This is a genomic window from Mesorhizobium sp. M0621, from assembly GCF_040320745.1.
In the GTDB taxonomy this organism is placed as follows: Bacteria; Pseudomonadota; Alphaproteobacteria; order Rhizobiales; family Rhizobiaceae; genus Mesorhizobium.
This window is the reverse complement of sequence record NZ_JAMYQF010000005.1, coordinates 68,404-82,931: the sequence shown is the minus strand read 5'-3', so window position 1 is coordinate 82,931 and position 14,528 is coordinate 68,404. Positions and strand designations below refer to the sequence as shown.

At 63.9% G+C, this 14,528-nt stretch carries 13 protein-coding genes; 11 read left to right on the top strand and 2 right to left on the bottom strand.

What is annotated here, in order from left to right:
• Window positions 1-113: 113 nt before the first annotated feature.
• A complete protein-coding gene (locus tag NKI38_RS05415; protein WP_352655410.1) occupies window positions 114-1,436 on the top strand; it encodes a tetratricopeptide repeat protein in 1,323 nt (440 codons plus the stop codon).
• 81 nt (window positions 1,437-1,517) lie between these two features.
• Window positions 1,518-2,972, top strand: coding sequence for a xylulokinase (gene xylB, locus NKI38_RS05410; RefSeq protein WP_352655564.1), 1,455 nt, complete (start codon window positions 1,518-1,520; stop codon window positions 2,970-2,972).
• 191 nt (window positions 2,973-3,163) lie between these two features.
• Here the strand turns inward: xylB and NKI38_RS05405 are convergent, their stop codons facing one another.
• Complete coding sequence (locus NKI38_RS05405) at window positions 3,164-3,526, bottom strand: nuclear transport factor 2 family protein (protein WP_352655408.1); 363 nt, start codon at window positions 3,524-3,526, stop codon at window positions 3,164-3,166.
• A 109-nt stretch (window positions 3,527-3,635) separates the two neighbouring features.
• Between NKI38_RS05405 and xylA the strand changes: the two genes are divergently transcribed.
• Window positions 3,636-4,961 (top strand): xylose isomerase, encoded by a 1,326-nt coding sequence (gene xylA, locus NKI38_RS05400; protein WP_352655406.1) that lies wholly within the window; start codon window positions 3,636-3,638, stop codon window positions 4,959-4,961.
• Between the two features lie 392 nt (window positions 4,962-5,353).
• Complete coding sequence (locus NKI38_RS05395) at window positions 5,354-5,563, top strand: hypothetical protein (RefSeq protein WP_352655404.1); 210 nt, start codon at window positions 5,354-5,356, stop codon at window positions 5,561-5,563.
• 46 nt (window positions 5,564-5,609) lie between these two features.
• On the opposite strand, the gene NKI38_RS05390 is transcribed toward NKI38_RS05395, so the two are convergent.
• Window positions 5,610-6,590 carry a GlxA family transcriptional regulator gene (locus NKI38_RS05390; protein ID WP_352655402.1) on the bottom strand — a complete coding sequence of 327 codons (981 nt, stop codon included), beginning with the start codon at window positions 6,588-6,590 and terminating at the stop codon, window positions 5,610-5,612.
• Between the two features lie 77 nt (window positions 6,591-6,667).
• On the opposite strand from NKI38_RS05390, the gene bcoG reads away from it, so the two are divergent.
• The 7 genes from bcoG (at window position 6,668) to NKI38_RS05355 (ending at window position 14,506) form a co-directional block, all read left to right on the top strand.
• Window positions 6,668-7,585, top strand: coding sequence for a 3-dehydrocarnitine:acetyl-CoA trimethylamine transferase BcoG (bcoG, locus tag NKI38_RS05385; RefSeq protein ID WP_127415848.1), 918 nt, complete (start codon window positions 6,668-6,670; stop codon window positions 7,583-7,585).
• 22 nt (window positions 7,586-7,607) lie between these two features.
• Entirely contained in the window at window positions 7,608-8,237 is a 630-nt protein-coding gene (locus NKI38_RS05380; protein WP_352655400.1) for an HD domain-containing protein, read from the top strand.
• Window positions 8,234-9,328 carry a carnitine 3-dehydrogenase gene (locus NKI38_RS05375; RefSeq protein WP_352655398.1) on the top strand — a complete coding sequence of 365 codons (1,095 nt, stop codon included), beginning with the start codon at window positions 8,234-8,236 and terminating at the stop codon, window positions 9,326-9,328. Before NKI38_RS05380 ends, NKI38_RS05375 begins: the two co-directional genes overlap by 4 nt.
• Window positions 9,329-9,332: 4 nt before the next feature.
• Window positions 9,333-10,496 (top strand): acyl-CoA dehydrogenase family protein, encoded by a 1,164-nt coding sequence (locus NKI38_RS05370; protein ID WP_352628346.1) that lies wholly within the window; start codon window positions 9,333-9,335, stop codon window positions 10,494-10,496.
• A 3-nt stretch (window positions 10,497-10,499) separates the two neighbouring features.
• Complete coding sequence (locus tag NKI38_RS05365) at window positions 10,500-12,578, top strand: acetate--CoA ligase family protein (RefSeq protein ID WP_352655396.1); 2,079 nt, start codon at window positions 10,500-10,502, stop codon at window positions 12,576-12,578.
• The gene (locus NKI38_RS05360) at window positions 12,571-13,353 is read left to right on the top strand and encodes a carnitinyl-CoA dehydratase (RefSeq protein ID WP_352655394.1); all 783 of its coding nucleotides are present in this window, start codon (window positions 12,571-12,573) and stop codon (window positions 13,351-13,353) included. Before NKI38_RS05365 ends, NKI38_RS05360 begins: the two co-directional genes overlap by 8 nt.
• Before the next feature lie 217 nt (window positions 13,354-13,570).
• A complete protein-coding gene (locus NKI38_RS05355; RefSeq protein ID WP_352655392.1) occupies window positions 13,571-14,506 on the top strand; it encodes an alpha/beta hydrolase in 936 nt (311 codons plus the stop codon).
• Window positions 14,507-14,528: the final 22 nt, after the last annotated feature.

Sequence of the window (14,528 nt, the reverse complement as noted above, 5' to 3'; positions counted from 1 at the left end):
ACTACTGAAATGGCCCAGCGTAGCGCGTGGTTGGCACGTTTGTGGTCCATGCCTTAAGATTGTCCTGGCCCGAAGGGCGTGGCGCCCGCCACGGGCCGATCAAAGGACGTTGCATGGCAATCAGGGACGCATTCGGCCTGACATTTTCGGGCGCGACGGAGTCGGGGTTCACGCCCTACAGCCAGGCAGTGCGTGAACTGCAGTGCTTCATCGGCGATCCCGTAGCCTCGATCGACCGCGCCATTGCGGAAGCTCCCGGCTTCGTCATGGCGCATGTCTTCAAGGGCTACCTTTTCGGCCTCGCCACCGAGCGAGAGGCGACGGACGTAGCCAAGGCTTGCCATCAGGCCGCATTGCCACTTGCCGCGACCACGCGCGAGCAGGCGCATGTCGCTGCCCTTGGCCATCTCACCAACGGACGCTGGCATCAAGCCAGCCGCATTCTTGAGGATGTCACCATCGAGACCCCTCGCGACGGGCTGGCGCTGCAGGTCGGCCACCAGATCGATTTCTTCACCGGCAATGCCCGCATGCTGCGTGATCGCATCGCCCGTGCCCTGCCATCATGGCAAAGCGGCATGCCTGGCTACCACGCCATGCTCGGCATGCAGGCGTTCGGACTTGAGGAGATGGCTGACTATGTCAGGGCCGAGCAGCTTGGCCGCGCGGCAGTCGACATGGAGCCGCGCGACGGGTGGGCGCAGCATGCCGTCGCTCATGTCATGGAAATGCAAAGCCGGCAAAGAGATGGTATTGCCTGGATGCGCGCCGACCCCGAGGCGTGGACAAGGGAAAGCTTCCTGCAGGTTCACAATTGGTGGCACCTGGCGCTGTTCCACTATGATCTCGGCGAGACAGACGAGGTGCTGGCGCTCTATGACGGTCCCATCTATGGCGGGCAGTCGACCATGGCGCTCAACATGGTCGACGCGTCGGCAATCCTGTGGCGGCTTTATCTTGGCGGCATCGATGTCGGCGACCGCTGGGCGGCGCTCGCCGCCAACTGGCGCAAGGCCGGCGCCGGCAATTATGCCTTCAACGATGCCCACGCGATGATGGCGTTCGTCGGCGCCGGGCTCGACGCCCCGGCCCAGACCTTGCTCGACGCACAGCGCGAGGCCATGCATGGCAACGACGATAACGCGGATTTCACCAGGGATGTCGGCTATCCCCTGACGCTCGCCATCAAGGCATTCGGTGAAGGCAGCTACGCCGAGACCGTCCGCCTGGTCCGGCCGATCCGGGCGATCGCCCACCGTTTCGGCGGCAGCCACGCCCAACGCGACGTCATCGACCTGACGCTGATCGAGGCGGCCCTGCGTGCCGGTGACGGTGCGCTTGGCAGGGCGCTCACGGCCGAACGGGGAATGGCTCGGCCCGGCAGTCCACTGTCGGCGCTGCTTTCTCGGCGTGCGGCCAATTTGTCAGAGAATTGACCCGCGACCGATCTTGTCTTAAAAACTGACCAAGCCGGATTTTTTCGAGACCCGAAAAAATTAATGGCAAGGGAGGAAATCATGTATCTCGGCCTCGATCTCGGGACATCGGGCGTCAAGGCGCTGCTGATCGATGCCGGGCAAACCGTCATTGGTTCCGGCCATGCGTCGATCGACGTGTCGCGACCGCATCCAGGCTGGTCGGAACAGAATCCCGACGACTGGATCCGCGCTTGCGAAGAGGCGATCGCCGACCTCAAGGCCAGGCATCCCGGGGAGTTCGCCGCGGTCAAGGGTATCGGCCTGTCCGGCCACATGCATGGCGCAACGCTGCTCGATGCCGCCGATAAGGTGCTGCGTCCCTGCATCCTGTGGAACGATACACGCAGTCACGCCGAGGCCGCCTTCCTCGACGCCGACCCGCGCTTCCGCGCGCTGACCGGCAACATCGTCTTTCCCGGTTTCACCGCACCCAAGCTTGCCTGGGTGAAGAACAACGAGCCCGCTGTCTTCGCCAAGGTCGCAAAAGTGCTGCTGCCCAAGGATTTCCTGCGGCTCTGGCTTACGGGCGAACACATTTCAGAAATGTCGGATTCCGCCGGCACGTCCTGGCTCGATGTCGGCAAGCGGCGCTGGAGTGCGGACCTGCTCGCGGCGACATCGCTCGATGAAAAGCAGATGCCGTCGCTGGTCGAGGGCACCGAGAAGGCAGGCGCGCTGCGTGCCGAACTGGCGTCGAAATGGGGCGTCCAGGCCGGCATTCCGATCGCCGGCGGCGCCGGCGACAATGCGGCCTCGGCCTGCGGCATGGGCACGGTCGGCGCAGGCAACGCTTTCGTTTCGCTCGGCACATCGGGGGTGCTGTTTGCCGCCAATGCTTCCTACCTGCCCAATCCGGCAAGCGCGGTGCATACCTTCTGCCACGCGCTTCCGAATACCTGGCACCAGATGGGCGTCATCCTGTCGGCAACCGATTCGCTCAACTGGCTGTCCGAAATCACCGGAAAAGGCGCCGGCGAGTTGACCGCCGAACTCGGCGACACATTGAAGGCGCCGAGCGGCGTGTCCTTCCTGCCTTATCTCTCGGGTGAGCGCACACCCTACAATGATTCCGCCATTCGCGGCGCGTTCACGGGGCTGGCGCATGAATCGAGCCGTGCCCTGCTGACCCAGGCCGTGCTGGAGGGCGTCGCCTTTGCCTTCCGCGACAGCCTTGAGGCCCTGGCCAATGCCGGCACGACCTTGACGCGGGTGACGGCGATCGGCGGCGGTTCGCGCTCGCGCTATTGGCTGAAGGCGATTGCCACCGCGCTTCAACTGCCTGTCGACATTCCCGCCGACGGCGACTTCGGCGCCGCCTTTGGTGCTGCTCGGCTCGGCCTGATCGCGGCGACGGGTGCCGATCCGCTCGAAATCTGTACGGCACCCAGGACGGATGCCACGATCGAACCGGACGTGACGCTCGGCGGCGTCTATGCGGATGCCTATCAGCGCTACCGGGCGCTGTACCCGGCAATCAAGGTCGCCACGGCGTGAGCGGGCGCTTACCCCCCTCTGCCCTGCCGGGCATCTCCCCCTCAAGGGGGGAGATCGGCAGCTTCATTGCCTCATTTCTTTCACCATGGGTTATTGGCGAAGGCCCGCGTGACAGCCGATCTCCCCCCTTGAGGGGGAGATGGCCGGCAGGCCAGAGGGGGGCGCTTCACGCCCGCCTCCCCCAGAAGTCCTCATTGCGCTGGCACTTTGTCGAGAAAACCGGTGACGCTCTTCAGGCGGCCGTTCTCGATGACGCCGATATCGGTGCCTTCGATCGCCGAAGGCGTCCCCTCAGGTCCGAGATTCCACGAGAAGCGGATCTTGTCGGCAAAACCGTCCGGCGTGCCCTTCAGCGAAAAGCGAAACCCGGCAAATCGCTGCTGCACGCCGTCGATCAGCGCCGCGACACCCGCATGGCCATCGCCCTGCATGAGCGGATCGCGATAGCTGACGTCTTCGGTGAAGGTCGCCTTGAGCAATTCGGCCCGGCGGCCGGCATCGCTTTCGTTCCAGGCGGTGATGTAGTTTTTGGCGATCTTGTTGAGGTCGGTCATGGTCTGTCTCCTTTATTGAGCGGCTTTGACACGAGCCTTTTCGACCAGCGGAAGAACGAAACCAATTACGCCTGAGGTAATCACGGCGAATTATTCGAGAGGAAAAAACATGAGCAGCGGATTTTTCGGCGACATCAAAGAGATCAAATATGAGGGGCCGGATTCGACCAATCCGCTGGCCTACCGGTTCTACAATCCCGACGAGGTGGTCGCCGGCAAGCGGCTGGAAGACCATCTGCGCTTTGCCGTCGCCTACTGGCACTCCTTCGCCTGGCCGGGCGGCGATCCATTCGGCGGCCAAACCTTCGACCGGCCGTGGTTCCCCAAGGCCGGCGGCACCGACACGATGGAGCTGGCCAAGCTCAAGGCCGATGTTGCCTTCGAGATGTTCACGCTGCTCGGTGCGCCCTATTTCTGCTTCCACGACGCCGATGTGCGGCCGGAGGGCAAGGACTTTTCCGAGAGCGCGGCGCGCCTCGACGAGATTGCCGACTACTTCGCGGGAAAGATGAAGCAGACCGGCGTCAAGCTTTTGTGGGGCACGGCGAACCTGTTCTCCAATCGCCGCTTCATGTCGGGTGCCGCCACCAATCCCGACCCGGATGTCTTTGCCTATGCTGCGGCGACGGTAAAAAGCTGTATCGACGTGACCAAGCGGCTGAAGGGCGAGAACTACGTGCTGTGGGGCGGGCGCGAGGGCTATGAGACGCTGCTCAACACCGACCTTGCGCGCGAACAGGAACAGGCCGGGCGGTTCCTCAGCATGGTCGTCGACTACAAGCACAGAATAGGCTTCAAGGGCACGATCCTGATCGAGCCGAAGCCGCAGGAGCCGACCAAGCATCAGTACGACTATGATGTCGCGACCGTCTATGGCTTCCTCAAGCGCTTCGGGCTGGAGAAGGAGGTCAAGGTCAACATCGAGCAGGGCCACGCCATCCTGGCCGGCCATTCCTTCGAGCACGAGCTGGCGTTGGCCAATGCGCTCGGCGTCTTCGGTTCGATCGACATGAACCGCAACGACTACCAGTCGGGTTGGGACACCGATCAGTTCCCCAACAACGTGCCGGAAATGGCACTGGCCTACTACCAAGTCCTGCAGGCCGGCGGCTTCAAGACCGGTGGCACCAATTTCGACGCAAAGCTGCGCCGCCAGTCGCTCGATCCGCAGGATCTGCTGATCGGCCATATCGGCGGCATGGATTCCTGCGCTCGCGGCTTGAAGGCCGCCGCCCGCATGGTCGAGGACAAGGCGCTGTCGGCACCGCTGGCCGAACGCTATGCTGGCTGGAACACGGCCGAAGGCAAGGCGATGCTGTCCGGCAAGCGCACGCTGGAGGACATCGCCGAGCGTGTCGTCAAGAAGAAGATCGAGCCGCAGCCAAGGTCGGGCCGCCAGGAACTGCTGGAAAACATCGTCAACCGATACGTGTAAAATCCGATCGCTGAAAGCCGCCGCCATCGCCTTCTGCCAGAGCAATTCCAGGAAAAGCGTGAAGCGGTTTTCCGTCCGGAATTGCGTCAAAACAAAGAGTTAGAGGGTTCGCCGTTTCCGTGAGACGGTGAAATGCTCCAGTCAGCCCATTCGCGACAGGCAGCCGAGGATCGCATAGATCCTCAGCTGCCTGCTGTTCGAAAAGCGGCTGTAAACTCTCCTTGGCCTGACATGCCCAGACACGGGAACAAACTTTGCGCAAAGCCGGGTGCGACGACACGGTTTTTGCCCTTTGACGCCCTTCAATGACCTCGCTCTTGCCTTCAAACTGCCGTCACGTATCTCGTATAAGACTGGCTCGTGGCGGGAGAGGAAGAAGGAGGCGAACCGATATGCAGAACGAACGTGAAATCGACGCCCTGCTCTCACCTGGCGAGGCCGGATCGATCATCGATAGGCTGATGGCAATGCCGCATCCGAAGGATGGCACGCGCCGCTCGAACGAGTGGGACCGCGCCGTCGCCAGCCGTTTTGAGACCCACCTTGCCAGACAGATGCGCTCACAGATCGATAGCGGCAGCGATCACCAAGACGCTGCCTGATCTTTCCGATTTTGTGCATGTCGTCGTCCTTTCGGTCGACCTGCACTCAGCCCCGGCGCAGCCTGACCGGCGCTTCACCGAAAGCCCTTGAAAACGCCCTAGAAAATGCCGCGGCGGACGAAAATCCGGTCCGCCCGGCAATGTCGGCCATCGCCACCCTGGTGTCGACCACGAGCCGGCGGGCAGCACCCAGGCGCAGCCTGAGATAATAGGCGCCTGGCGTCTCGCCGATCGACTTGCGAAAGATGCTTTCCAGCGTCCGTGCCGTCACCCCGGCACGCTTTGCCACCGCTTCTATGGTGAGCGGCTGGTCGACATGCGATTCCATCAGCCGGATGGCTTGCGCCAGCCGCGGATCGTAGCCGTCGAGCCGGCCAAGCGAGACCAGCGGCTGGGCATCGGTCGCGGCGCGCGCCTGATCGTAGATGAAGACGCTGGCGACATCGAGCGCGACGGCCATGCCCAGCCGCGTGCGAATGAGATGCAGCATCAGGTCGAAGGTCGGCGACGCGCCGCCTGAGGTGAACACCGGGCCGTCGATGACGTAGCGGTCCGGGCGCACGTCGACGCCGGGGAAAGCCGACGAGAAATCCTCCATGTCCTCCCAGTGGGTGGTGGCGCTGCGCCCTTCCAGCAGGCCGGCGCGTGCCACCAGCCAGGTGCCCGCTTCGACGCCGCCACAGGCGCGGGCCGTCCGCGCCGCCCGCCGCAGGCCGGAGAGCAAGGCCGATGTCGCATAATTCTGGGTGCCGAAGCCGGCGACGACGACAAGAACGTCGGTTGGCTCACCGGCATCGAAACGGTCGCTAACCGCCACCGGCAAGCCGCATGTGGTGACCGGAGCCTCGCCGGTCACCGAGACCAGCTTGAAATCGAACAAGGTCTCGCCGGAGATGCGGTTGGCGGCGCGCAGCGGATCGACGGCCGACGCCACGCACATGATCGACGAGCCGGAAAACACCAGCAGCGTTACCTTGAGCGAAGAGCGCTCGGCGCGAAAGATCGTCGGTTTTTCGCTTTTTGTCATACGCCCTTCGTAAAACGCAAAACAGTTTCCGGCAAGTCAGGCATTGTTGTGGCTTGTTTCTTTCGGAGGAGAGTTCCATGCCGCTTGCGATGAACCGTGAGGTCTTCATTACCTGTGCCGTGACGGGATCCGGCGGTTCGCAGGACCGCAGCCCGCATGTGCCGCGTTCGCCCAAGCAGATTGCCGATTCGGCCATCGATGCGGCCAAGGCTGGTGCGGCGATCGTCCACTGCCATGTCCGCGACCCCGAAACCGGCAAACCGCGACGCGACGTGCATCTCTACCGTGAGGTCACCGAGCGCATCCGCGCGGCGGAAGTCGACGTCATCTTGAACCTGACCGCCGGCATGGGCGGCGACATGGTGTTCGGCTCGCCGGAAGCGCCGCTGCCGCTCAACGAAAAAGGCACCGACATGGGCGGCGCCACCAATCGCATGGAACATGTGCGCCAGTGCCTGCCGGAAATCTGCACGCTCGACTGCGGCACCATGAATTTCGCCGAGGCCGACTATGTCATGACCAACACGCCCGGCATGCTGCGCGCCATGGGCGGCATGATGACGGCGCTGGGCGTCAAGCCGGAGATCGAGGCGTTCGACACCGGCCATTTGTGGTTCGCCAAGCAGTTGGTCGAGGAAAAGGTGCTCAATCCCGACGCGCTCGTGCAGCTCTGCATGGGCGTGCCGTGGGGCGCGCCCGACGACCTCAACACCTTCATGGCCATGGTCAACAACGTGCCGTCGACCTGGAACTGGTCGGCCTTCGCCATCGGCCGCAACCAGATGGCCTATGCCGCGGCGGCGGTGCTGGCCGGCGGCAATGTCCGCGTCGGCCTGGAAGACAATCTGTGGCTCGACAAGGGCGTACTGGCGACCAACGCGCAGCTGGTCGAGCGTGCCGCCAGCATCGTCACCAATCTGGGCGCCAGGATCATCGGCCCGGAGGAAGTGCGCAAGAAACTGAACCTGACCAAGCGGGCGCCGATAGCGGCATAAATTATTCGCTGGGAGGGCCGACATGACTACCGTAAAATTCACCGCGATGAAGGATGGCGACAGGGACGACTACGAGTTCCTGACCACGCATGAGATCGACTATGCGGCCAGGACCGGTGAGCGGCTGCTCGACGCGCTGGTCCAGCTCGACGAGGGCCTGTCGGGCTACAAGATCACAAGGCTCGGCCATTCGCTGCAGACGGCGACCCGCGCCTGGCGTGACGGCGCCGATACCGACTGGATCGCGTGTGCGCTGCTGCACGACATCGGCGACATCTACGCGCCCTACAATCACGATGAATATGCCGCTTCGATCCTGAAACCCTTCGTGCGCGAACAATGCACCTGGGTGGTGGAGAAGCATGGCGACTTCCAGCGGCTCTATTATGCCCATCATCTGGGCGGCAACCGCCACGCGCGCGACCGCTTCGCCGGCCACGCTTATTTCGACGATTGCGATCAGTTTTGCGAGCGCTGGGACCAGTCGAGTTTCGACCCCGACTACGACACGCTGCCGGTCGAATTCTTCCGGCCCTTCGTGCTCGAGGTGTTTGCCCGCAAGGCTTACGATGCGTCCGTGATCCGCGCCGGCGAGCGCTTGCCTCTCATCGATCCCGCAACAGCCAAGACAAGAACCGGAGCTTCCGCATGAGCATCATCAACAAGGCGGCCGCCATCGGTGGCGGCGTCATCGGCGCCGGCTGGGTGGCGCGGCTGCTGCTCAACGGCATCGACGTGTCGATCTTCGATCCCGATCCCGAGGCATCGCGCAAGGTCGGCGAAGTGATGAAGGGCGCGCGCCGCGCCTACAAGCAGATGGTGCCTGGCGGCCTGCCCAAGGAGGGCAAACTGACCTTTGCCAAGACCATCGCCGAGGCGGTTGCCGATGCCGATTTCATCCAGGAAAGCGTGCCGGAGCGGCTCGACCTCAAGCACCGCGTGCTGGCCGAGATCGATACCCATGCGCCGGCCAACGCCATTGTCGGCTCCTCGACCTCGGGCATCAAGCCGACCGACATGCAGGTGGCGATGAAGAAGCACCCGGAGCGGCTGGTCGTCGGGCATCCGTTCAACCCCGTTTACCTCTTGCCGCTTGTCGAGATCGTCGGCGGCGAACAGACCTTTCCCGAGGCGATCGAGGTCGCCAAGGAAATGTATGCCTCGATCGGCATGAAGCCTGTCGTCATCCGCAAGGAGATCGAGGCTTTCGTCGGCGACCGCCTGCTCGAAGCGGCATGGCGCGAGGCGCTGTGGCTGATCAAGGACGGCATCTGCACCGTCGAGGAACTCGACGATATCATGCGCTACGGCTTTGGCCTGCGCTGGGCGCAGATGGGCATGTTCCAGGTCTATCGCGTTGCCGGCGGAGAGGCCGGCATGCGCCACTTCATGGCGCAGTTCGGGCCGTGCCTGAAATGGCCATGGACCAAGCTGATGGACGTGCCGGAGTTCAACGACGAACTGGTCGACCTGATCGCCACGCAGTCGGACGACCAGGCGCACGGGCTGTCGATCCGTGAGCTTGAAAAGATCCGCGACGACAACCTGGTCGCCATCATGGCCGCGTTGTCGAAGCAGAACAAAGGCAAGGGCTGGGGCGCCGGCGCCCTGCACAAGGACTATACCAAACAACTGGCCAAGCTAGGGGCCAAAACGCCTGTGGCCTCCAAGGCGGCCGAGAAGGCCAAGGCGTTGAAGCCAGTGAAGAAAGCCGAGAAGCCAAAGAAAAAGAAGAAGGGCTGAGAGCATGGATTTCGGGCTGTCGGAGGAACAGAGGCTCATCGTCGAGACGACGAAGGCGTTCGTCGAGAACGAGCTTTACCCGCATGAGCGCGAGGTCGAGCGCACCGGCGTGTTGCGCCGCGAGCTGATCGAGGAGATCAAGGCCAAGGCGATCGAGGCCGGGCTCTATGCCGCCAATATGCCGGCCGATGTCGGCGGCGCGGGCCTGGATACCGTGACCTGGCTGCTTTACGAGAAGGAACTTGGCCGCGCCAATTATGCGCTGCACTGGACCTGCGTGGCGCGGCCCTCCAACATCCTGCTGGCCGGCACGCCCGAGCAGCGCGAGAAATATCTGTTCCCCTGCATTCGGGGCGAGAAGTGGGACTGCCTGGCAATGACCGAGCCGGGCGCCGGCTCCGATTTGCGCGGCATGAAGGCGACCGCCGTGCAGGATGGCGACGACTGGGTGCTGAACGGCACCAAGCATTTTATCTCCCACGCCGACCTCGCCGACTTTGCCATCGTGTTCATGGCTTCCGGCGAAGAGGATTCGCCGCGCGGCAAGCGCAAGAAGATCACCGCCTTTTTTGTCGATAAGGGCACCAAAGGCTTCACCGTTCGCGATGGCTACCGCAACGTCTCGCATCGCGGCTACACCAACGCCATCCTCGAATTCGACGATTGCCGGCTTCCCGCAAGCCAGGTGTTGGGCGAAGTCCATAAAGGGTTCGATGTCGCCAACTCATGGCTCGGCGCCACACGCCTGCAGGTCGGTGCCACCTGCCTCGGCCGTGCCGAGCGGGCGCTCGGCCATGCCGTCGAATATGCCGCGCAGCGCCAGCAGTTCGGCCAGCAGATCGGCAAATTTCAGGGCGTGTCGTTCAAGCTCGCCGACATGGCGACCGAACTGAAGGCCGCCGACCTGATGGTGTTCGAAGCCGGCTGGAAGTACGATCAAGGCACCGTCACCGACCAGGACATGGCCATGGCCAAGCTGAAGGCCACCGAGATGCTCGCATACGTCGCCGATGAGGCCATCCAGATCCATGGCGGCATGGGGCTGATGGACGACCTGCCGCTGGAGCGCATCTGGCGCGACGCCCGCGTCGAGCGCATCTGGGAAGGCACGTCCGAGATTCAGCGCCACATCATTTCAAGGGCGCTGCTGCGCCCGTTTGGGGCCTAACATATGCATAAACTCGAACGTCTTTTGCGCCCCAAATCGATTGCCGTCTTCGGCGGTGCGCAGGCTGCCGCCGTCGTCGCGCAATCTATCAAGATGGGATTTGCCGGCGATATCTGGCCGGTGCATCCGACCAAGGATGAAGTCGCCGGCCGCAAGGCCTATCGCTCCGTCGCCGATCTTCCCGGCGTGCCCGACGCTGCCTTTGTCGGCGTCAACCGGCATTTGACCATCGAGGTGGTCAAGGCGCTGGCCGAGCGCGGCGCCGGCGGTGCCGTCTGCTTTGCCGCCGGCTTCCTCGAGACCGAAGCCTATGACGATGACGGCGAGCGGCTGCAGGCCGAGCTGGTCGCGGCGGCGGGCCAGATGCCGATCATCGGCCCGAATTGCTACGGCCTGATCAACTATGCCGACGGCGCGCTTCTGTGGCCCGACCAGCATGGCGGCATCCGATTGGCCGAGGGCGGCAAGGGAGTCGCCATCATCACCCAGTCATCCAACATCGCCATCAACATGACGATGCAGAAGCGCGGCCTGCCGATCGCCTTCCTGATGACCGCCGGCAACCAGGCGCAGACCGGCCTCTCCGAAATGGCGCTCGGCCTGATCGAGGACGAGCGGGTCACGTCGCTTGGCCTGCACATCGAAGCCTTCGATTCCGTAGCCGGCTTCGAACGGCTGGCGGCGCGAGCACGGGAGCTGAAAAAACCGATCATCGCCATGAAGGTCGGCCGTTCCGAACAGGCGCGGCAAGCCACTGTCTCGCACACTGCCTCGCTGGCCGGCTCGGACGCGGCTTCGGGCGCCTTTTTGAGGCGGCTCGGCATCGCGCGTGTCGATTCCATCCCCGCCTTCATCGAGGCGCTGAAGCTGCTGCACATCACCGGACCTTTGCCCGGCTATAGGTTGTCGTCGATGAGCTGCTCCGGCGGCGAGGCCTCCGTCATGGCCGACAGCGCCGAAGGCCGCTGGGTCAATTTCCCGGTGCTCAGCGACACCCACCGCGCCCATGTCAAATCGACGCTCGGGCCGCTGGTCGCGGTCGCCAATCCGCTCGACTATCACACCTTCATCTGGAACAACGAGCCGGCGATGACCGCCACCTTCACCGCCATGGTGTCGGGTGGCTTCGACCTCAACATGCTGGTGCTCGACTTCCCGCGCCCCGATCGCTGTTCGGTCACCGACTGGTGGGCGACGCTGCGCGCCTTCGAATCGGCGCTGAAGACCAACAAGGCGCACGGCGCGATCGTTTCCTCGCTGCCGGAGAACCTGCCGGAGGAATATACCGCGGAGTTGATGGCACGCGGCATGGTGCCGTTGTTCGGCATTTCCGAAGCCATGGACGCAGCCCAGGCGGCGGCCTTCATCGGCTGGGCATGGCACGAGCCGCAGGCGCAGCCGATCGACACGTCCGCCTCCGGCGCGCCTGGCGGCGACCACGTCACGCCCGACGAGGCCGAGGCGAAGTCCCGCCTCATCGAGGCCGGCCTGCCGGTGCCGAAAGGCGAGCGCGCCGCAAATGCGGTCGAGGCGGTGATCTCGTCGATGGCGCTCGGCTTCCCGGTGGCGCTGAAGGCGCTGGGCGTCACCCACAAATCCGAGGTCGGCGCCGTGCGTCTCAACCTCAAAGACGCCGAGTCCGTCAGCACGGCGGCGCATGACCTCTTGCCGCTCGGCACCGGGCTCTATGTCGAGCGCATGGTGCGCGACGGCGTCGCCGAACTCATCGTCGGCTTCACCCGCGACCCGATGTTCGGCGCGGTGATGACGCTGGGCACCGGCGGCGTGCTGGTCGAGCTGCTGCGCGACAGTGTCACGCTGATGCTGCCTGCGACGCGCGACGACATCGAGGCAGCGTTGCGCGGCCTCAAATTGTTCCCGTTGCTCGAAGGCTATCGCGGCCGGCCGAAGGCCGATGTCGCGGCCGCCATCGACGCCATCTCCGGCATTGCCGCCTTCGTGCAGCAGAATGCCGGCGAGATCGAGGAACTCGACATCAACCCGCTGATCGTCTGCGCGGAGGGCAAGGGCGCCTGGATCGCCGATGCGCTGCTGGTGCTGGGAGACAAGAAGAATGTCTGACGTCATTTCGACCCGCCGCGAAGGCACCATCCTCGAAGTCACGCTCGACCGGCCCAAGGCCAACGCCATCGACCTGAAGACCTCGCGGCTGATGGGCGAGACCTTCAAAGCGTTCCGCGACGATCCCAGTTTGCGTGTCGCCATCGTCAAGACCGCCGGCGACAAGTTCTTCTGCGCCGGCTGGGATCTGAAGGCGGCTGCCGGCGGCGATGCGGTCGACGGCGACTATGGCGTCGGCGGCTTTGCCGGGTTGCAGGAACTGCGCGACCTCAACAAACCGGTCATCGCCTGCGTCAACGGCATGGCGGTTGGTGGCGGCTTCGAACTGGCGCTGTCCTGCGACCTCATCTACGCCTCCGACCATTCCTCCTTCGCGCTGCCCGAAATCCGAGCCGGCACGCTGGCCGACGCGGCAACGATCAAGCTGCCGAAGCGCATCCCCTACCATGTCGCCATGGATCTCTTGCTCACCGGCCGCTGGATGGATGTCGCCGAAGCGCATCGCTGGGGCCTGGTCAACGAAGTGCTGCCCAAGGAAAAGCTTGAGGACCGCGTCTGGGAGATCGCCCGGCTGCTCGCCGGCGGACCGCCGCTGGTGTTTGCAGCGATCAAGGAAACGGCGCGCGTGGCCGAAGCGCTGACTTTCCAGGACGCGATGAACAGAGTGACGCGCCGACAGTTGGCGACGGTCGACGCGCTCTATGGCTCCGAGGACAATATGGAAGGCTTTCGTGCTTTCGCCGAAAAGCGTGAGCCGGTGTGGAAGGGGAAGTAAGTATTGTTGCCGAAATGATGGCGCTTACCCCCCTCTGTCCTGCCGGACATCTCCCCCTCAAGTGGGGAGATTGGCAGTTTCAGCGCAACAGCTCAACCTGCAACGCCAGAGATTGGCGAAAGCCGATGCGACATCCAATCTCCCCCCTTGAGGGGGAGATGTCCGACAGGACAGAGGGGGGTGCCTGGGCTCAACCTTGGCGGCCCGTTCAGCACCCATGACGGACTACAAAACCCTCATCGACGCCGAGACCTGGGCCTTTATCGAGCGGACCAATTCCTACTATCCGCCCGATACGATCGACTACACGATCGCGCAGCAGCGCGAGATCTATGACCGCATGTGCCGCGAATTCTTTGCCGGCTATCCCGACGGCGTTGCGGTCGAAACCTCGGCCATTGCAACGCCCACGCACATCCCGATCCGCACCTACCGAAGCGTGCCGCAACCAGCCGCGACAGTGCTCTATTTCCATGGCGGCGGCTTCATCCTCGGCGGGCTGGACAGCCATGACGATGTCTGCGCCGAACTCTGCGCCCGCACCACCTATGAGGTGGTCTCGGTCGACTATCGGCTGGCGCCGGAGCACCTGCACCCAGCCGCCTTCGACGACGTGATGAGCGCCTTCGAATGGGCTGCTGTTACCCGCAACCACCCAATTCTGCTTTGCGGCGACAGCGCCGGCGGCAATCTTGCCGCTGCCGTCAGCCATGCGACACGCGGCCACGCGAAAAGGCCGATCGGCCAGGTGCTGATCTATCCCGGTCTTGGCGGCGACCGGTCGAAGGGATCCTATCTCAAGCATGCCGAAGCGCCGATGCTGACCAGGCGCGACCTAGAATTCTACAAGAACATCCGCACCGGCGGGAGAGACGGCACCGGCGACATCACGCAGTCACCGCTTGCCGACGCCGATTTCGCCAATCTGCCGCCGACCGTGCTGATCACCGCGCAATGCGACCCGCTGTCGTCCGACGGCGAAGCCTATCGCGACCGCATCGTCGCGGCTGGCGGACGGGCATACTGGTTCGAGGAACCAGGGCTGGTGCACGGCTATCTCAGGGCCCGGCACACGGTCGGCCGCGCCCGCGCCAGCTTCACTCGCATCGTTGACGCAGTTGCCGCCCTTGGACAGGGTGCCTGGCACTGGTGAGCGGTCTTTTCGCCTCGCGGCC